Source organism: Bacillus sp. Marseille-Q3570 (genome assembly GCF_946151055.1).
Lineage (GTDB): Bacteria > Bacillota > Bacilli > Bacillales > Fictibacillaceae > Pseudalkalibacillus.
The window spans coordinates 151,777-171,959 of sequence record NZ_CAMGYZ010000001.1 but is presented as its reverse complement, the minus strand read 5'-3'; the positions used below and the strand labels follow the sequence as shown (position 1 = coordinate 171,959).

Annotated in this window: 20 protein-coding genes; 17 read left to right on the top strand and 3 right to left on the bottom strand. The window is 41.5% G+C overall.

The genetic code is table 11. The annotated features are described in order from the left end of the window. The first annotated feature begins 106 nt into the window (after positions 1–106). The 13 genes from panB (at position 107) to N8M93_RS00805 (ending at position 13,575) form a co-directional block, all read left to right on the top strand. Positions 107–943, top strand: a complete 837-nt coding sequence (gene panB / locus N8M93_RS00865) for a 3-methyl-2-oxobutanoate hydroxymethyltransferase (protein ID WP_261129096.1) — start codon at positions 107–109, stop codon at positions 941–943. Beyond that, positions 940–1,788 (top strand): pantoate--beta-alanine ligase, encoded by an 849-nt coding sequence (gene panC / locus N8M93_RS00860; RefSeq protein WP_261129095.1) that lies wholly within the window; start codon positions 940–942, stop codon positions 1,786–1,788. The genes panB and panC overlap by 4 nt, the downstream gene beginning before the upstream one ends. 23 nt (positions 1,789–1,811) lie before the next feature. Continuing rightward, complete coding sequence (gene panD / locus N8M93_RS00855) at positions 1,812–2,195, top strand: aspartate 1-decarboxylase (protein ID WP_261129094.1); 384 nt, start codon at positions 1,812–1,814, stop codon at positions 2,193–2,195. Positions 2,196–2,744: 549 nt separating this feature from the next. Then, on the top strand, positions 2,745–5,543 hold the full coding sequence (dinG, locus tag N8M93_RS00850) for an ATP-dependent DNA helicase DinG (protein WP_261129092.1): 2,799 nt from the start codon (positions 2,745–2,747) through the stop codon (positions 5,541–5,543). 59 nt (positions 5,544–5,602) lie between these two features. Further along, on the top strand, positions 5,603–6,505 hold the full coding sequence (locus N8M93_RS00845; protein ID WP_261129090.1) for a ComEC/Rec2 family competence protein: 903 nt from the start codon (positions 5,603–5,605) through the stop codon (positions 6,503–6,505). Positions 6,506–6,864: 359 nt separating this feature from the next. Further along, positions 6,865–7,035 carry a YpmA family protein gene (locus tag N8M93_RS00840; protein ID WP_261129089.1) on the top strand — a complete coding sequence of 57 codons (171 nt, stop codon included), beginning with the start codon at positions 6,865–6,867 and terminating at the stop codon, positions 7,033–7,035. A gap of 8 nt (positions 7,036–7,043) precedes the next feature. Next, positions 7,044–7,547, top strand: coding sequence for a hypothetical protein (locus N8M93_RS00835; protein WP_261129087.1), 504 nt, complete (start codon positions 7,044–7,046; stop codon positions 7,545–7,547). Positions 7,548–7,578: 31 nt separating this feature from the next. After that, a complete protein-coding gene (locus N8M93_RS00830) occupies positions 7,579–8,763 on the top strand; it encodes a pyridoxal phosphate-dependent aminotransferase (protein WP_261129086.1) in 1,185 nt (394 codons plus the stop codon). A 91-nt stretch (positions 8,764–8,854) separates the two neighbouring features. Continuing rightward, positions 8,855–10,147, top strand: a complete 1,293-nt coding sequence (asnS, locus tag N8M93_RS00825; protein WP_261129084.1) for an asparagine--tRNA ligase — start codon at positions 8,855–8,857, stop codon at positions 10,145–10,147. Between the two features lie 226 nt (positions 10,148–10,373). Further along, positions 10,374–11,087 carry a DnaD domain-containing protein gene (locus tag N8M93_RS00820; protein ID WP_261129663.1) on the top strand — a complete coding sequence of 238 codons (714 nt, stop codon included), beginning with the start codon at positions 10,374–10,376 and terminating at the stop codon, positions 11,085–11,087. Between the two features lie 18 nt (positions 11,088–11,105). Beyond that, positions 11,106–11,765, top strand: a complete 660-nt coding sequence (gene nth, locus N8M93_RS00815; protein ID WP_261129083.1) for an endonuclease III — start codon at positions 11,106–11,108, stop codon at positions 11,763–11,765. Continuing rightward, positions 11,758–12,255, top strand: coding sequence for a YpoC family protein (locus N8M93_RS00810; RefSeq protein WP_261129081.1), 498 nt, complete (start codon positions 11,758–11,760; stop codon positions 12,253–12,255). Before nth ends, N8M93_RS00810 begins: the two co-directional genes overlap by 8 nt. 48 nt (positions 12,256–12,303) lie before the next feature. Beyond that, complete coding sequence (locus tag N8M93_RS00805) at positions 12,304–13,575, top strand: glycosyl hydrolase family 18 protein (protein ID WP_261129079.1); 1,272 nt, start codon at positions 12,304–12,306, stop codon at positions 13,573–13,575. Between the two features lie 44 nt (positions 13,576–13,619). Here the strand turns inward: N8M93_RS00805 and N8M93_RS00800 are convergent, their stop codons facing one another. Together N8M93_RS00800 and recU are read right to left on the bottom strand one after the other, a co-directional pair. Next, positions 13,620–16,253 (bottom strand): transglycosylase domain-containing protein, encoded by a 2,634-nt coding sequence (locus N8M93_RS00800; RefSeq protein ID WP_261129077.1) that lies wholly within the window; start codon positions 16,251–16,253, stop codon positions 13,620–13,622. Positions 16,254–16,324: 71 nt separating this feature from the next. Next, positions 16,325–16,939: a Holliday junction resolvase RecU gene (gene recU / locus N8M93_RS00795; protein WP_261129076.1), complete on the bottom strand. Its 615-nt coding sequence runs from the start codon at positions 16,937–16,939 to the stop codon at positions 16,325–16,327. A 184-nt stretch (positions 16,940–17,123) separates the two neighbouring features. On the opposite strand from recU, the gene N8M93_RS00790 reads away from it, so the two are divergent. Continuing rightward, positions 17,124–18,125, top strand: a complete 1,002-nt coding sequence (locus N8M93_RS00790; protein ID WP_261129071.1) for a DUF2515 domain-containing protein — start codon at positions 17,124–17,126, stop codon at positions 18,123–18,125. A gap of 67 nt (positions 18,126–18,192) precedes the next feature. On the opposite strand, the gene N8M93_RS00785 is transcribed toward N8M93_RS00790, so the two are convergent. Further along, on the bottom strand, positions 18,193–18,303 hold the full coding sequence (locus N8M93_RS00785; RefSeq protein WP_261129070.1) for a spore protein: 111 nt from the start codon (positions 18,301–18,303) through the stop codon (positions 18,193–18,195). 195 nt (positions 18,304–18,498) lie between these two features. Between N8M93_RS00785 and N8M93_RS00780 the strand changes: the two genes are divergently transcribed. The 3 genes from N8M93_RS00780 to N8M93_RS00770 all read left to right on the top strand — a co-directional run bounded on the left by N8M93_RS00780 (position 18,499) and on the right by N8M93_RS00770 (position 19,794). Then, positions 18,499–19,026 (top strand): MerR family transcriptional regulator, encoded by a 528-nt coding sequence (locus N8M93_RS00780; protein ID WP_261129069.1) that lies wholly within the window; start codon positions 18,499–18,501, stop codon positions 19,024–19,026. 62 nt (positions 19,027–19,088) lie between these two features. Continuing rightward, positions 19,089–19,451: a YppE family protein gene (locus tag N8M93_RS00775; RefSeq protein WP_261129068.1), complete on the top strand. Its 363-nt coding sequence runs from the start codon at positions 19,089–19,091 to the stop codon at positions 19,449–19,451. A gap of 136 nt (positions 19,452–19,587) precedes the next feature. Then, positions 19,588–19,794 (top strand): hypothetical protein, encoded by a 207-nt coding sequence (locus N8M93_RS00770; RefSeq protein WP_261129067.1) that lies wholly within the window; start codon positions 19,588–19,590, stop codon positions 19,792–19,794. Positions 19,795–20,183 lie beyond the last annotated feature (389 nt).

Genomic DNA, 20,183 nt, shown 5'->3' with positions numbered 1-20,183 from the left:
TTCACTCCCCTGGAGTGTCGCAACTTCCGTTGGAATCAACAAGGGAAATGCATATTGATTGAGTATCGCTTTCATCTGCCTCTGATTTTTAAAAAGGAGGAAAAGTATGAAACTGATTGGTGAATTTAAGAAAATGAAAGAAGAGAATGAAAAAATCGTGATGCTGACAAGCTATGATTTTCCTTCTGCAAAAATTGCTGAAGAAGCAGCAGTCGACATGATTTTGGTAGGCGATTCTCTGGGTATGGTCGTACTTGGTTATGATTCGACCTTACCAGTAACAATGGAGGATATGGTCCATCATACGAAAGCGGTGAAGAGAGGGGCATCAAAAACGTTCGTGGTGACGGATATGCCTTTCATGAGTTATCATACATCTACATCTGATGCTTTGAAAAATGCTGCCCGCCTCATACAAGAAGCAAATGCTGATGCAGTAAAGGTTGAAGGGGCTGGAGACGTAGTCCATGTCATTAACCGGCTGACGGATGCAGGAGTTCCCGTTGTAGGTCATTTGGGGTTGACGCCGCAATCTGTTGCCGTTTTAGGTGGTTACAAAGTGCAGGGAAAAGATGCTGCTGCAGCGGAAAAATTGCTCAAGGACGCACAGGCTATTGAAGATGCAGGTGCATTTGCATTAGTGCTGGAATGCGTACCCCGCCAGCTTGCAGAAGTAGTGAGCAAACGTCTGTCAATACCGACGATCGGTATCGGGGCAGGAATAGGAACAGATGGTCAGGTGTTGGTTTTTCATGATCTTATCGGTTACGGGGCACATCGCGTACCGAAATTTGTAAAGCAATATACGAATGTATCCGAACAAATCGGATTATCGATAAATGATTACGTCGAGGATGTAAAAGAAAGACGCTTTCCTGAAGAGAAACATACTTTCACTATGAAAGAAGAACAATTGGCATCTCTTTACGGAGGAAAAGTATGATCATCATTGAAACAAAGGAAAGAATGCAGGAATACATGAGGGAGAATAAACAAAATGGATTGACGGTAGGGTTTGTACCGACGATGGGATTTTTACATGAGGGGCACGTTTCATTGATGCGTCGCGCCTCTCAGGAATGTGATATCGTCGTCACAAGTATCTTCGTCAATCCGCTTCAATTTGGTCCAAGTGAAGACCTGGACCGTTACCCCCGTGATTTTGAAAGGGATCAGAGGATAGCATGCGAGAATGGGACTGATGTTCTCTTCTATCCTTCCAATGAAGAAATGTATCCAAACGATGTTGGGACTAAACTCATTGTAACAAAAAGGACGGAAGTACTCTGCGGAGAAAAGAGGCCAGGTCATTTTGATGGTGTCGTGACTGTCTTGACGAAATTGTTCCATATCATCCAGCCTGACCGGACTTATTTTGGCCAGAAAGATGCCCAGCAGGTTGCAGTGGTGGATGATCTGATTCGTTCGTATTTTTTTCCGATTGACTTGATAACATGTCCGACGGTCCGAGATGAAGATGGTCTGGCAATGAGCTCAAGAAATGTCAACTTGAACGAAAAGGAGAGGGCAATCGCTCCAAAACTTTATGAAGCCCTGACAATTGCAAGTGATAAAGCAAAACAAGGGGCAGCGGTTTCTGAAGTCCGCCAAGACATGATGGATCAATTAAATGGACTGGAATATGGAAAGATCGACTATGTTGAATTATTATCTTATCCAGAATTAGAGACTGTCGACTCGTTCAGGCAAAAGACCATCATCGCAGTCGCATACCGTTTTGAAAACGCACGATTAATCGACAATATCATCGTAGATGCTGTTCGATAGCAAATGAAAGGGGAAGACAGGAAATGTTCCGTACAATGTTGAAAGGTAAAATCCATAGAGCCAGAGTGACAGAAGCCAATCTCAATTATGTTGGTAGTATAACAATCGATGAAGATATTTTGGATGCTGTCGATATGCTCCCGAACGAAAAGGTACAAATCGTAAATAATAATAATGGCGCTCGTTTCGAAACGTACATCATAGCCGGTGGAAGGGGAAGCGGCACGATTTGTTTGAATGGAGCCGCAGCACGTCTTGTCCAAACCGGAGATGTCATCATCATTTTGAATTACGTGATGGTTACCGAGGAAGAAGCACGCAGCCATAAACCGGCTGTTGCGATCATGGATGAGAACAATAAGATCATCGAACAGATTTCATATGAACCAGAAGCAACGATCCTCTAGGAGCTCTCCGCGTGAGAGCTTTTTTATTAGGTTGTTTTCGAAAATTTGGTGTTCTTGCACTTAAAGAAAGTATAAAATACTTTCTTCAGTATAAGGGCAACTAAGGCTCGACCTACAAAAGGCTTGGTCTCGCCAAGTTTTCTTTAAAAGGCGTTGATTTCCGCTCAAGGATGCTCGTTTTCCGTTAGGAGTCTCGCACCTTGCTCTCCAATCAACTTGCACAAGGTGTTTTTTTAATGACCCCAAAGCAACAATCTTTTAGAAAAGAGCTTTTAATTATGTATAGTTGTTCTTCTTTCATTGCGCGAACAAAGGTTAAAGCGTAAAATATAACAAGAGATAAGGTGAATGAAGCGGAGTGCGATCTTTGCATGTGCACCCGCTTTTAAATTGCAATTTACGAAGTTGACACACTAGAAATTTAGTTTTTCAGGAGATGAATGGACCAACTTTAAAAAGCGAAAAATCCGCGACACTTCTGCGGAATAAGCGCGCAAAACCAAAGGCTTGGCTTTGCCAAGTTTTCCTTTATATCCTTGAGGTGAAACCATGAACAATAAATACGTTGTCCTTGATCTTGAAACGACGGGACATTCTCCAAAAAATAAAGATAAAATCATCCAAATCGGCTTGGTGGTCGTCCAAAACGGTGCCATCATCAATCGATTTTCGACTTATATAAACCCTGAGGTGACGATTCCTTCGTTCATTACTTCTTTGACTGGAATCGATCAAGCTACAGTTGACGAAGCGCCGACTTTCGATGAAGTGGCACCTGAGCTGTTAAAGCTTTTGGATGGTGCTTGGCTCGTTGCTCATAACATCAAGTTTGATTTGACCTTTTTGAATGCAGAGCTGGATCATGCAGGTTATTTGGAATGGACAGGGATGTTGATCGATACGGTAGAGTTATCACGTATTCTCATGCCTAATTTGGATTCGTATAAACTCAGCCAGTTGTCAGAATCCCTTGCATTGGATCATTCGCAACCTCATCAAGCCGATTCTGATGCAGAGGCGACAGGACTGTTGTTTGTACAATTATTGACGCTCCTGGATCAGCTGCCGTTATTGACACTACAGCGTCTACATCCATTACTTAAAGGATTGCATAGTGATGTAGCGGATCTCGTCCAAGAATGTGTCAATCGTAAATTAGGGCAATTGGAGGAAGAAGTACCAGACATCGATGTGTACCGACAGCTAGTGTTGAGGCAGATGAAAGAGATGGAGCTTGATGAGGAAAATATGGATGACTCACTGACTCATCAGGATGTTCAAGAACGTTTTGCTGAAACATTGCCGAATTACGAAAAAAGGTACGGTCAACTTGAAATGATGGACGTCGTCGGCGAATCCCTTAGTGACGGACGGCACGCAATGATAGAAGCGGGAACGGGAATCGGAAAGTCGCTGGGCTACTTGATACCAGGGTTGCTTCATGCGAAAAAGGCAGGTCGTCCGCTTGTCATAAGCACTCATACAGTTCAGCTCCAAGAACAATTGCTTGACCGGGACATTCCCTTGTTGCAGCAAATGATTCCATTCAATTTCAATGCAAGTGTATTGAAAGGTCGTAACCATTACCTTTGTCTACGTAAATTTGAGCAACAACTTGATCAAATTTATGATAATAATTATGATGTTCTGCTTGCGAAAGCACAGTTACTGGTTTGGCTGACAACGACTGAAGAGGGAGATATTGAAGAGTTGAATCTTCCTTCCGGGGGTCAGTTGTTCTGGCATCAGGTGAAAAGCGATGCGAATTCGTGTTTAAATCATAGGTGCCCCTGGTTTTCGAGGTGTTTCTATCATCGTTCGAAAAGGGAAGCCTACGATGCGGATATCATCATAACCAATCATGCATTGCTTTTTACTGATCTTGTGAATGACCATTCGTTGATTCCTTCTTATAAAGAAGTCGTGATAGATGAGGCGCATCACCTGGATGAAGTTGCAAGTGATCACTTCGGTATGCAGACTGATTATTTTGCATTTCATCGGACACTTGAAAGGTTAGGGACTTCAGAAGAAACAACGGTCAACCTTTTATTGAAACTTACAGAAATATTGGATACTGTTGACATTGCCTATGATAAGAGTAAGATTACGGATGCCCTTAAAGATTTGAAGATGGAAATCGATCAGCTTTTCAGTATGATCAAAACCTATGTCCTTTCAAAAGGACGAAAAAAATCGGATGTTGGAAAGATCAATTTCCGTTTCACCAATTTGGATATTGACCAGGAGTGGTATGGCGAAATGAAGGAAGTATTCGCAAGGGTACAGCTCCAAATCAATGACTTCATCCGTGAATGCCGTAAAATCCTCAAAAAAGCACAGGATCATGAAGAACATTTTAATGTCTATCAAAAAGGAATCCTTGTTGATTACAGCGGTCTTCTCAATAAAATAGATGAGGAGCGAAACATGCTTGCACACATGCTTCTTGGTAGTGATGAAGATGAAGTCTGCTGGATTGAGACGGATCCTGCCGGGGCAAGGAATGCAGTATCGATTTATAATCAACCGATCGATATTTCCTCCAGGCTGTCGAAAGAGTTCTTCGAAAAGAAAAGAAGCGTTATTTTGACATCTGCGACATTGACGATACGAAACTGTTTTGATTTTGTTCGGAAAAGACTTGGAATGGATGATGAAACTGTATCTGTTCAGCTTCATTCTCCTTTCAATTATCGAGATCAGGCGAAAATCATGATTCCAACTGACCTGCCGATGATCAAGGATGTTTCAACGGAAAACTATGCAGCGACGATTGCGGCATCAATTTATCGGATCGCACATGTGACAGACGGCAGAATGCTTGTCTTATTCACAAGCTATGATATGTTGAAAAAGACATATCATCGATTTAAAGAGCTTGCAGAACCTGAAGATTTTTCACTGATCGGACAGGGGATCGATAGCGGAAGCCGTGCAAGGTTGACGAAGCATTTCAAGCAATTGGATCGTGCCATACTTTTCGGCACCAGCAGTTTTTGGGAGGGTGTTGATATTCCAGGTAACGATCTGTCCTGCCTTGTTATCGTACGCCTGCCATTCAACCCACCTGATAACCCAGTGATTGAAGCTCGTAGCGAACAGCTTCGCAAAAAAGGAAAGAGCCCTTTCATGGAGCTTTCCCTTCCACAGGCAATCATAAGGTTTAAGCAAGGGTTCGGACGATTGGTACGGTCCTCATCCGATCAAGGCGCGGTGTTTGTGTTCGATCGACGAATCGTTACAACAAAATATGGAAAGATATTTCTCAGTTCCCTCCCTGATGTACCGGTACAGGAAGGGACGTTGGATGAACTGTTGGATGACCTCGAACACTTTTTAGGTTAAGTTCTAAAGGTCAGCATACACTATAAATAAACACTACCGTTTTTGCGGAGGGATTTATTGTGTATAAAAGGCCAATGATGATTTTCAGCTTATTCTTGGTCATGCTCCTGATCACCAACATTCCGGTTAAAGATGAGCCGGTCTTTTTTATGGATGAGGATTTGCCAGGAAATGCGATTAGAGAACTGGATCTCCATCTGAGCCAGGAGGATCTAGCCATATCTTTTTTAGAGCTTGAAAGTGGGGAGGCAACCCTCATTCAAGACAGTCAAGGGGAAAATGTCCTGATCAATACAGGAAGTGAACTTTCTGCGGCACAATTCAAACGCCAGATGAAAATTTTCCAGGTAGATCGTATCGATACGCTGATTCAGACGAACATTGGAAAACAATTCACCGGAAACCTGCCCTGGCTATTAGAAAATATAGAAATTGGCAGGATAATGGTGGCTGGAATCGTGGCAGAGGATTTCATTGAGCGTTACCGTATACCAGAAGGCGTCGTCAAACCCCTCGAAGCTGGGGAAGGGGATGAGTTGCTTAATAAGATTTCCCTTAGTGTCAAATATATTGAGGAACGACAAGGGAAAGGAAAAGGTGATATGGCATTGAACCTTCAGTATGGTGTGCATCATTTCCTTTATATGGGGGTAGCCAATGGTGCTGCAGATAAGGCAATCATCGTTGATGGTTCATTAGATACAGAACTGATCAAAGTCGCTGGCTTCGGTCATTACTTTGGAACAAGTGACGCTCTGTTGGATCATGTGAAACCTGAAGTAGCGGTCATTTTCAAGAAAGAGGGCTACCGTGCCAGCGAAGAAGTGCTCTCTAGACTAGAGGAAAGATGGACGGAAATATTAAAGCCGAATGAACAGGGAATCGTAATGGTGAAAACAAACAAGAATCAATATGAAATCACCCAGATCCCTTTGATCAAGCCGAAAGTCGTTTACAAATGATACTAACAAGGAGCAATGTATATTTTCGTAATAACCCATCATTGATGAACAAACGAAATGGCCTTTTAAAAAATACATTGAGCAATGTAATAAAACGTATAAAAATGTTTCTGAAAAGTATTGAAAAAGGCGATGGAATCGTTGAAAATAAACAAGTAGGTAAGAAAAAGGGCTGACTTCAAGAAGTCAGCCTAAAAGGTGTAGGGAAGGAAATATATAATGCAGTTTTTTAAGAACTGCTTGGTTGATACTTTTATTTTGTCCCTAAACAAATGAGTTATTGAAGGATAAAACAGGAAAACAAAATACCGAATAGCATCGATCGACTTATAAGGCAACAGGGTGAGGTGGGATGACAAATGGAGAGTAAGATCGAAATACTTTCTACTGTGAAGGTCCAATCTTCCAGTGATCTTTACAAAATAGTGGATGCGTTGAACAGGACGCTTAAACATCAGGATTTGATGTTCGGGTTAGCACTGGATAAAGACGATGAAGAGAAGATGGTCTTCACCATCTATCGAACATAGGGGTACAGATGAAGAAAACGTTATATATTTTGGCAGCATTTCTATTTGTGACGTCAGTGATCGGTGTATCGTATTATTACTATGTTTGGAATGGTTATGGCAAGGGACAACAGGAAAGTGTTGCAATAGCAAAGGCTGAATATGATGTCACTCAAGTTGAAGGCATCGAACATTATAATGGTTCACATGGCGCTTTCGATGTAATCCGTGCTATGGTAGACGATGAAGAGAGCTATGTTTTCGTTCCACTATCTGATGAAAATGACTTTCATGTACTGCAAACTGAAGAGGGTTGGAATATCGAGAAGGTGAAACAATATATACAACAAGAATTGAATGCCGATAAAGTGGTTTCGATACGGCTGGGGTTGGAAAAATACCGTGAAACTTCTGCATTCACACCTGTATGGGAAATCGTATATAAACAAGGCGGAAGCAGATATACATTCCATTACATACGATTCAAAGACGGAACTTTTTTCAAAGCTTACACAATGAACCAACAGTTATAGTTTAACCGAGTAATTTAATGGAGGGTCTGTAATGAAATTAGCAAAGCGTGTAAAAGCATTGACACCATCAAGTACATTAGCGATTACAGCAAAAGCAAATGCGTTGAAAGCGGAAGGGCACGATGTCATCGGTCTTGGTGCAGGTGAACCGGATTTCAACACACCTGATCATATCCTTGAAAGTGCGCAAAATGCAATGAATGAAGGGTATACAAGATATACACCCGCTGGAGGACTGCCAAAACTGAAAGAAAGCATCATCCAAAAGCTTGAACAAGATCAGGAGCTATCTTATGTACCAGGTGAAGTAATCGTAACGACGGGTGCAAAGCATGCTTTATATACGTTATTCCAGGTTTTGTTGGATGAAGGAGACGAAGTGATTGTACCGACACCATATTGGGTTAGTTATCCTGAACAAGTGAAACTTGCTGGCGGGACTCCGGTACACGTAGAAGGTAAAGAAGAGAATGGATTTAAACTTGCTCCTGAACAATTGCAAGATGTCATCAGCGATAAAACGAAAATCCTGATCTTGAATTCTCCATCAAATCCTACTGGAGCGATCTATTCATCTGACGAATTGAAAGCGATTGGTGACGTGTGTCTCAAACACGACATTATGATCGTTTCGGATGAAATTTATGAAAAACTGACTTATTTTGGAGAGCGTCATATTTCGATTGCACAGTTATCTCCTGAATTAAAAGAGAAGACGATCATCATCAATGGTGTCTCGAAATCACATGCTATGACAGGATGGCGAATCGGGTATGCTGTTGGTAACCGTGATGTGATCCAGGCAATGACGAATCTTGCAAGTCACAGTACGTCAAACCCTACTTCGATTGCACAACATGCAGCGATTGCGGCATATGACGGTACTCAGGAACCAGTTGAAGAAATGAAGAAGGCCTTTGAAGATCGCCTCAACAAAGTCTATGAGCAATTGATCCAGATTCCAGGATTCAAATGCGTCAAGCCAAAGGGTGCATTCTATTTGTTCCCTAACGTTACAGAAGCGATTGAGCTCACAGGATTCGAAACTGTTGATGAGTGGGTGGAAGCAGTACTTGAATATGAAAAGGTTGCCCTGGTACCAGGAAGCGGTTTCGGTGCTCCAGATAATGTGCGATTATCGTATGCAACATCACTTCCAGTTTTGGAAGAAGCGCTGGAACGTATTAAGAATTTCATGGAAATTCACCAAAAGTAAGGGCCGGTTGTTTATCGGCTCTTGTTTATGTAAAATAAGAAAAGCAAATCAAAAAGTAAATTGTAGAGTTAACATGGGTGGAGGGAATATTGTGAAAACCACAATTCAGTTATTACGTGATCATATTGGTGAAAGAGTGACAATCGGTGCTTGGCTCGCCAATAAACGTTCAAGTGGAAAAATTGCATTTTTACAATTGCGTGATGGCACTGGATTTGTCCAAGGTGTCGTCGTAAAAAAAGAAGTCGAGGAAGATGTATGGACGACAGCAAAATCAATCACTCAAGAGTCCAGCCTGTATGTGACAGGAACCGTCCAAAAAGATGACCGTTCTCCAACAGGTGTTGAGCTTGTCGTTTCTGGAGTGGAAGTGATCAATGAATCTGTCGACTATCCGATCACACCGAAAGAACACGGTACCGAATTCTTGATGGACAACCGTCATTTATGGTTACGTTCAAGAAAGCAACATTCGATCATGCGTATCAGAAACGAAATTATTCGCGCTACATATGAGTTTTTCAATAAGGAAGGCTTCGTGAAAATCGATCCTCCCATTTTGACTGGAAGCTCTGCAGAAGGGACAACAACGTTATTCCATACGAAATACTTTGATGAGGATGCTTATCTTTCACAAAGTGGACAGCTTTACATGGAAGCTGCAGCAATGGCTTTTGGTCGTGTTTTCTCTTTCGGCCCGACTTTCCGGGCTGAAAAATCAAAGACACGCCGCCATCTAATCGAATTTTGGATGATCGAGCCGGAAATGGCATTCGTGGAACATGAAGAGAGCCTTCAAATCCAGGAACAATACGTCGCTTTCTTAGCAAAATCTGTACTTGAAAATTGTCGGATAGAGCTCGAAACCTTAGGACGTAATATTGAGAACCTTGAAAAAATCAAAGCTCCTTTCCCCCGAATCTCGTATGATGATGCAATCGAACTACTTAAAGAAAAAGGCTTTGATGATATCGAGTGGGGAGAAGATTTTGGAGCCCCTCATGAAACGGCGATTGCAGAAAGCTTTGATCAACCAGTGTTCATTACGAATTATCCAAAGGACATCAAAGCATTTTATATGAAGCCGCATCCTGAACGCGATGATATTGTATTATGTGCAGACTTGATCGCACCTGAAGGTTATGGTGAAATCATCGGTGGGAGCCAGAGAATTGATGACCTCGAGCTGATGAGTAAACGTTATGAAGAACATGACTTGTCAGATGATGCATATAAATGGTATTTAGAATTACGGAAGTATGGCAGTGTACCTCATTCTGGTTTTGGACTTGGTCTAGAGCGTACAGTTGCCTGGTTGTCGGGCATCGAACATATCCGTGAGTCCATTCCGTTCCCGCGTCTGCTCAATCGTTTATATCCTTAATAAAATCATCGAATAAGCGCTTTATTTTGAAAAGCACTAGTGTAGAGATCGTCATGCTTGCATGTAAGACTCGATTACACCAAGTGCTTTCTTTTTTGGGGACGGTTCTCATGCTTCCTGAGCATGAGAACTGTTTTTCTTGGATCTTTTATAAATAAAAACTGATTTTGAGGAAAACAATCATCGATTCGGGTTGATTTGTTATAATGAAAAGGAGGTGGGTATGATGAGAAAAGAGAGCTTTTTTAGTTGGATCGGGATGGGGACGATATCCATACCCAATGTCCTTTTGGTGAATTATTGCCGACTTGGACTTGATGAAGAAGAATTGATGGTTCTGATACATATGCATTCGTTCCTTGAAGGAGGAAACCATTTTCCTACACCAGAACAATTATCAGCAAGAATGACGATTACTCCTCATAAATGTATGCAAATTTTACGGACTTGCATTCAAAAAGGGATGTTGAAAATAGAAGAACAAGAAGACTCTGTACAAAAAATTTATTCTGAAACATATACACTCGAGCCACTATGGGAGAAGCTGATCAGAGTCTTAGAAGAGGATCAGATTGATCATGATCGTGATAAACATCAGGAACAAGAGCAGCAGATCTACACAATCATGGAAAAAGAGTTCGGCAGACCTTTATCACCGATCGAATGTGAAACCCTATCGATGTGGCTTGATCAGGATCAACACGATTCTTCGATCATCATTGCTGCTTTGAAGGAAGCTGTACTATCTGGAAAACTTAACTTTCGGTACATCGATCGAATTTTATTCGAGTGGAAGAAGAACGGAATACGTACCGTCGAGGAAGCAAAGCAATACGGTGAAAAGTTTCGACAACAGCGCTATAAGAAATCAAGCTCACAACAGAGCACATCAAACGGAAAAACTGATTTTCCGTACTATAACTGGCTCGAACAATCGTAATAAAGGACGCGATCATCCATGTTGACAAAGAAACAAATCCATGAAGTATTAGATGAAATAGGAAATATGTTCCCTGATGCCCATTGTGAATTGCACCATACCAACCCTTTTGAACTGACGATTGCTGTTCTATTGTCCGCCCAATGTACAGATGCACTTGTCAATAAAGTGACACCAGGTTTATTCGACAAATATAAAAGTCCGGAAGACTACTTAGCTGTTCCATTGGAAGAATTACAAGAAGATATCCGTTCAATCGGACTGTTCCGAAACAAAGCTAAGAACATACGAAAACTTTCGGAAATCCTTATTCATGAACATGGCGGTGTGGTTCCGCAAAATCGGGATGAACTGGTGAAGCTGCCTGGTGTGGGACGGAAGACAGCAAATGTCATTGTTTCTGTGGCATTCGGTGAACCTGCAATTGCAGTTGATACACATGTAGAGCGGGTATCCAAACGACTCGGAATCTGTAAATGGAAAGATAGTGTGCTGGAAGTCGAGAAAACATTGATGCGTAAGATTCCTAATGAAAAGTGGTCAGAGACGCATCATCGTCTTATTTTTTTCGGGCGGTATCACTGTAAGTCACAAAATCCCCAGTGTACGACGTGCCCGCTTCTTCACTTATGTCGTGAAGGACAAAAAAGGATGAAGAAAGTGAAAGAGAATGTCTAAGAGGACAATTCAGCTTCCGGAGGAATTCGAACATCCACTATTCGATGACAGGGTCACTTATGATGAGAGGGTGAATACGGAAGAATTGGTACAAGTCCCTTTTATAATGGATATACTTGATGAAACGATCGATCGTTCAACATTGTGTACCTATTTGTTTGGATGTTGGAGAGAAGGAAAAGACGAAATTTCTAATCTGTTTTCCCAGCGTAACCGACAGGCAGCACGTCCAAAAATGATTGCTGGAATCGGGTGGTTCATTACTTTGATCTATTGGACCAATAAGAAGAAAGTGAAACGTTTGACTCATTTGAAGGAAGAATTATCTTTAATGAAAATACAACCTTCAAATCTTTATGAACGGCTTTCCTTCCTTATGGGAAACCCTGATCATTACCAGTCTTTCATCCAATTGTGTCAGCTCTATGATGAGATGGAGAAGAAGTGGATGATGGAAGAACGAAAAAAACAGCATATGGACAACAATTGACAACATAGGATAATAGCATGATTATGTCGGGCAGGAGGGACTATATCCATGCAAATCCATGTTGTAAGAAGAGGACAATCCCTTTGGGGAATCTCTCAACAGTATGGTATACCTTGGCAGCAAATTGTCGATCTGAATGGTTTGGAAGCTCCGGATCAGCTTGCAATCGGTCAGACACTGCTGATTCCAACGCAAAATAGGTATACTGTACAGCCGGGAGATTCTTTTTTCAGTATAGCGAATAAAACGGGTGTCTCGAGTGAACTGCTTAAGAATGCGAATCCACAAATTCAGGGAAATATTTTATATCCAGGTCAAGTGCTCCGTGTGCCTCAGAGGCCGAAAACGACCACACTGGTGAACGCATATGCCGAACCATATGAAAAATCGGTGGAGAATGCAAAGACTGCAGGTAATGCATTAAGCTGGTTGTCCGTATTCAGTTACCACATTGATGAACAAGGCAACATCAGGCCTTTGGATAACGATGATGCATTGATTGAAGTAGCAAAGGCGAACAATGTGAAACCGATCATGACCGTGACGAATATTAAAGAGGGAGTAGAGTTCGATACTGAATTAGCAACAGCCGTTCTTAAGAATGACCAGATCCAGAATACACTGATCACCAATATTGAAACAGTGATGAAAAATAAAGGTTTCCAGGGTGTCAACATCGACTTCGAGTTTTTAGGAAGTCAGAATAAAGAACCCTATAACGAATTCTTGCGCAAGCTTGTAGCAAAAATGCGGCCTCAAGGTTATGTTGTATCTACTGCTCTCGCACCGAAGATAAGTGCTGATCAAAAAGGGGTCCTTTATGAAGGGCACGATTTTAAAGCACATGGAGAAATCGTTGATTATGTCATCATCATGACATATGAGTGGGGATGGAGCGGAGGACCGCCGCTACCCGTAAGTCCACTTCCAGAGGTGGAAAAGGTCCTGAGATATGCATTGACGGAAATTCCAAAAGAAAAACTGGTAATGGGTATCAACTTATATGGGTATGACTGGACGTTACCGTATGTGGAGGGAGGCCCTTTCGCAAAAGCTTTAAGTGTACCTCAGGCGACACGATTAGCATATACAAGAAAAACTGAGATTCAGTATGATGAGGAAGACCAGGCTCCTTACTACACCTATTATGATGAAAACGGTAAGGAACATATCGTTTGGTTTGAGGACTTGAGAAGTATGTCAGCCAAATTTGATTTGATCAAAAAGCTGGATATAGCAGGCATGTCATTCTGGAATCTTGCTTTCCCATACACACCTCTTTGGACACTGATCAAAGATCGGTTCAATATCAAGAGATGATAAAACCCTGAGCGGAATATTCCGCTCAGGGTTTTTAAAATCTATTATGAAGCTTGTTCATTATAATGAGATGGAGGGACGAATCCACCTATGCCGAATGGCAAGCCAGAATCGCCGCCGTCTTCATTCGGATTTCCGCCACCCTCATCAGGATTACCATTTCCATCTCCACCGTTTCCATCTTCATCCTCTGGTGGAGGTGGTGGGCCTTCTCCTTGATCAGGTCCTCCACCGTTACCGTTACCATTTCCATCTCCCTCACCATCATCACCGAAAGGAGGGAAGCCGGAGTCGTCTTCTTTCTTTTCTTCTTGCGTTGTTACTTGTACAGTTGCAGGTTCACTTTCTTTTTTGTTTTCCTCATCGACCGCTACGACTGCAAAAGTATAATTCGCACCTGGAGACATGTTCTGAACGACCAGCTCCATTTCTTTTTGAGTCGTGAGCTCCTGGAATCCGCCATCATCAATCGAATAAAGAATCTTGAATGTGATCCCTTTTTCCATGAACTTCTTAGGATATTTCCACTTTAATTTCGCTTCTTTTTTCTTCTCATCATAATCAGCTTTCAAACCTTGCGGTACTTCAAGCTTATTATACTCTTCTGAGACATCCGGAAGGTCGGTACCTTTGACAGCAAGTTCCTTGATGATTTCATCCTTCGGAGTGAATTCACTTGCTCGCTTTTCAGTACCTTTTTCAATAGGCACCTCGATGACAGAGTCTGGACGTTTCCAATCCGTATTATCTAGATCGGCACTTGCTTTTGCCATGATGTCATTGAAAAGCAGTTTAGAATAATCGTCCGTTTCTTTCGTCAAATATTGCGGATTTCCATCATCATCTTTACTGTGGTTGTAACCGGTCCAGACTGCTGCAGATAGGTTTGAAGAATAACCTGCGAACCATGCGTCTCTTGTTTTACCTTTGAATTCTTCTCCATATTCTGCAGGATAGTTTGTCGTACCTGTTTTACCGGCAACAGGGAAATCCAGGTTTACATAGCCTTTTGCAGTTCCTTTCGTGATGACGTCTTTCAACATGTCTGTCACCATGTAGGCTGTATACTCTTCCATTGCGGCTTTCGGTTCGGCTTTATGCTCGATGACACGGCCGTCAGGGAATTTGATTTTCGTAACAGTGAACGGCTTATTATAAACCCCTTTGTTTCCGAAAGCAGCATATGCAGCAGCCATTTCCATTGGTGAAGGACTCTTATTGAATCCACCGATTGCATAAGCTGGGCTGTAATGTTTATCGTCGACTTCTATTCCGAGTTTAGAGGCGAAATCTTTCGCTTTATCAGGACCGACTTCCTGCCATGTACGAATCGCTGGAAGGTTATAAGAATCATACAATGCTCTGCGCATTGTCACATCACCATGATGCTTCCTGTCCCAGTTGTGAAATTCGTGTCCATTTACAACAAGTTTTTCATCACTCAACTTTTTATAAGTCGGCCATTTCAGATGTTCAATCGCAGGACCGTAATCAAGTATCGGCTTGATTGATGAACCTGGTTGACGTGAATCCATCTGTGTTGCATAGAAGGAACTTGCCGTGTTTTTCCGGCCGCTTCCGATTGCTCTCACCGCACCGGTTTTCGTATCAGTGAGGACAATACCACCCTGGATATTTTCGTCCTTGATGATCTTGTCACTGTAAAGAGCTTCTTCAACGGCGTTCTGTGCATTAGGATCAAGGGTGGTATGAATTTCAAGACCAGCCGTGTAAACTTCTCCTGGATCCTCGAATCCAGCCATTTTGGCAGCTTCTTTAATCACTTGCGCCTTGAAGGTTGCATACGATTTCTGTTTTTCTTCAGATTCATTTTCTTTTACGTAATCTGTGACCGGAATCGAAGCAGCTTCATTCTTTTGCTTTTCTGTTATGAAGCCGTATTTTGCCATCTGTGAAAGTACTACGTTACGACGCTTCTCTGCAGCTTCAGGGTTTTTTAAAGGATTATAATAAGATGGTGCTTTAGGTAAACCAGCTAACAATGCTGCTTCATGAAGTTCTAAATCTTTTATGTCTTTATCGAAATAAACTTTAGCAGCTGTTGCTACACCATATGCTTCTTGACCATAAAAAATTTTATTTAAATACATTTCAAAAATTTGGTCTTTGGAATAACGTTGTTCAAGCTTAACTGCTAGGTATGCTTCTTTAATCTTTCTTGTCAAGTTTTTATCTCTTGTCAGTAATGCGTTCTTAATGACCTGTTGGGTGATCGTACTTCCCCCCTGAGAGCCGAAACCTCCTGTTATGTTAGCGATTGCCGCACCCCCGATTCGGCGTACATCGATACCGAAATGATCATAGAAACGGACATCCTCTGTGGCGATGACGGCATCCTTTAAGACTTGAGGGATATCATCAATAGGAGCTTTAATACGCTTTTCATGGTTGTTCATCATACCGAATTCGTTACCATCTTTATCGAAAAGTTTGGATGATGCTGGTGTATCGAGAGCTTTGGGGTCAAGCTCAGGCGATTGGCTAATGACCGCAAATACGGCGATAGCACCTGCTGTCACACCTATTAGACCGAATATAAGAAGAAGAGCAGTGATCTTTTTCATCATACTTTTCTTCTTAGTATTGGATGGTTTCTTTTTCTCTGTAGACGCGCCCTGGCGTCGTTGTTGTCGTGAGTTATATCTATTGTCACTCATCATTGTTCCTACCTTTCTAAACGTAACCTGACGTAATAATCATTCGAATCGAACCTAATGTTTCTTACCCCTTACGGCTTAGAAAAAAACAATTCATCAATAATTCTCAAATAATCAATACGCGGGTTGTAACCTAATTGAATCAAATGAGCCTTTTCTTCAAAATAGGTTTTTGGAATGGATTTTCTGCCTCCCGTGTCTTGTTGATTCCAAAAATTAAATAAGTGCTGAACTTCCAACAAAAAATCTTCTTGGGGATTTTTGAACCTTACCAGAATGAAACAGATTCCATCCTGTTCAATGACTAGTTTCATATGATCGATTTGATGTTGATGGAAATTCGTTAATGGAAATGATGTTTTATTGCGTGTTTCTTTCGCTTCGAAATCAATATATCTTCCTCGATAGACCCCATTGTAATCAGTTGTAGAAGGTTGCTTGAAATAGGCTTCTTTGATAACTGCAGCGCTCCGTTTTGGGTAATCTACTGAAACGATCTGGACGGGGGTCGGTTTTTTGTGGATTACCGCCTTGCCGATTTTCAGGTAGTAGTCATTCGTATGGTTGATATCCTCTTCGAATGTCATTCCGCGATTAGCATACGATCTATTCACATCAACCTTATTGAAGGTTTGTGTTCGTTGCTGTACGGGTCCACTTTTACGATTCGGATAGCGAAAGTTCAATCCGGTTCACCTTCCTTTTTGATCCCTGAAGAGTCATCAACATCCTAGACGAATGAAACTCGATTTAGTTTCAAAAATAACATCATCAGGTGCAGGGCATCATTAAGAATATACCATATTATTGGAGATTGTCGAGTGTAATTATGGCATATTGAGAACAAACGTTTGTAGATCGGGTGGTTGTATGGAACTTCTATTTAATAAGGAAGCGTTTACATCAAAAGTGTCTGAATTTCTACTCATTGAAGAGATCAAGCAGAAAACTGCAAAGATGAATGCAGATAATATATCCAGGACCAAGGCTTACCAAAATTATCATATTCGTAATAAAGAATATTTTTGGCCATTTCTTGCTAGTATGGTTTCACGGAACGCTGGATGGAATATGGATGATCTTCAATTGACAGAATACCGGATGCTTATGCCCTGCAGTAGCCGCCGTTGGATTTTCTATACCTATGAAAGAGCCAATTGGTTGATCTTTGCAGACGCGTATCCACAGCTACTATTGTATGAGAAATCGAAACAAGTAGGATCGCCTTTATTTCACTTGTTGAAGGAATTTGGGGTGTCAAGCTTCATGGCCGAGGAATGGGAGCGGTTTTGGCAAACTCGAAATCGGAAAAGACTAGATACCGCATTGATCATTAATGAGCAGCATGTGATCCAAGAACCCGTATTGGATCAGGAAGAGTACAAAAGGAAAGTGTTTTCAACCTTCCCTTACTGGCTTCAAGATCATTTGCACTTCAGTACCGTGTTATTTCCAACGCTTGAAGGTGATCTTTTTGGAATATCCGTACATGGATTCCACAAAGTATCAAACCGGATAAAACTTGGAAAAGGGCTTCTGGAAATTTTAACGAAGCCAGGGTTATATGAACGATTTATTCAATTTGCGCGAATGACAGAGCACACTGGAAGCAGAGCAGACTTTGAACGCTATTTGTTCCAAAAATCGAGAAAAGGGCATCATCTACCACTTCGCTTGCTTTATCCGATCATCGAACATCAACGTATAGAATACAAGGATTGGTCAAAAAATACACGAAACGTAGAAAAGCACTTTAAAAAAGCTGAATTGCCCGGACAGGTCAAATTGAATGATTGGTATGAACATAAACGAATTGAGCTTCATGTTTTGGCAAGATGGAAATCAATCTTTAAAACAAAGCTGAACAAGTAGAAAGTGTCAGCCTCTATCCATCCGAAAAAATGGGTTAAAACGATAGCTGACACTTCGACTTTCAGTTTTATGTTGATGGACGGTTCGGGCCTTCTAGTTTTTTATCACCATAACCTGTTCTTTTGTTCGACTGTCCTGCGACTTTTTCCTCTTTTGTTGTTTCTTTTCGTTTACTCACCCAAGTCACCTCCTAGGATTAGTATGGTTCAAGGAATGTCAACTATACAGCGCATCAACTGCTGTCGAATTCTTGATGTTAAGAGGAAAATCCATTTTCTTTGCCGAAAGGAAACTAGTTTTGTCAAGAGTGGAGGGGAAGGAGAATTGCCCGACGAATAGTACAGGTACCATTATTCCCGGGAGGTCCGTAAAAATGGAAAGCTTGGTGAAAACGAAAACTGTATCCAGGAAACTCAATGTCAATCCGACTACCATTCAACGATGGGTAAAGTACTTCGACATTCCATGTCCTAAGAATGATCACGGTCACTACTTGTTCCGTTCAAAAGACATCGAACAATTGGAAGAAATCCAGAAACAATTGAAACAGGGGTTGCAAATGAGTGACATCAAACTGCAGAACAGAAGTTCCAGTGAAACAAAGGCAGTAAAAAGCGGGGACGGACTAAAAGAACTTGATGTTTATTTTAAACAGCTCCAAGATCAATTGAACGTTTTGGAATCGAAAGTTTCACAAAAAGCTGATGAAGTCTTATCATATCAGGTCATGCAGCATAGAAAAGATATGGATCAGATGGCCACGAAATTGACAGAACTCGAGGAAAAAATGCTCGATCTCGAAGAACAATTACTGTTGCAGGTGACGGCTACAAATGAGATAAGGACGGAGTACAGCCCAGTTAAACCCAAGAAACGAAACTGGCTTGTAAGTCTCTTTTAAGGTTTTTTAAAATGGCATTTCTGACCTTCCTTTGATAGGATAAGTTCAGAAGAGGTGAAGCAATGAGTACGGACAATCAGCAGTTGATGGAGTTGACGCAAAAGCTGCGCTCACTAAATGCCAGGGCATACAGACAATTTGATGAAAATACAATGAGGGAAGGATATGAGGTGGACTTTTATGGTGAAGTCAAACCATTCGTCGATGAAGTACAGCAACTTGCCGATGAATGGAAGCCTCTGGCCGTGAAATGGGCGATTGAAGAAAAGCCGAAGTATGTCTATCCGATCCAGATCAATGACACCTATGAAAACATGACGATTTCGGCGGTTCAAGCGTTTCATAAGGATACAAAACGCAAACGGTTTACGTCTATGACTAAATCCATTGAATACATTCTCGAATCCATAGAAGATCAACTATAAGATGGAGCTAACCAAAAAGGGTCTGACGTTTTTCAAGTCAGTCCCTCTTTTTGTTCACTTAATTGTAAACGCCAGGATTCCAAGATAAAGTGAGCATCTGTTATAATAGGATTGAGAAGGAAGGGATGTTTTGCTTATGATGGAATTCTTGTATTTTCCAGAAGATAAAACTGAATACATACCATCCGTTATCATGTTGATTATCTTTATGACTGGAGCGATCGTAGCGACGATTTTCATCCGAAGGCATTCTGCCAAAGAGCTTAATAAATGGGAGAATGAAGAGCCGAACTTGAGAAGAACGGAAGAAAAAGTGAATGATTCAGGTAGTGATAATAATTAGAGGGGAGTCCGACACATCAATTGTGATGTAAAGGCCCCCTCTTTTATATTGAATCTGTTATATTTGATGATTCGAATTCACGCCTTTCCTCAGTGAGACCATTCAATGTCTCAAGGCGACGAGTGGACTTACCGCCAGTGGGAAGCGAGCATCCTGGAGCAGAAATCAACAACTTTTAAAGAAAACTTGGCGAGACCAAGCCTTTTGTAGGTCGAGCCTTAGCTGCCCTTATACTTTCTTTAAATGCAAGAGCAACAAAAGTAAAATTTCATGTACCGTACTGATAATAAAGGAATTTTTCAATCCAAAAAAGAACTTCATATAATAGGGAGGGAGAAGGGAGGCTACAAATTGGAAGAGTTCTTATACAAATTAATACCCGATCAAAA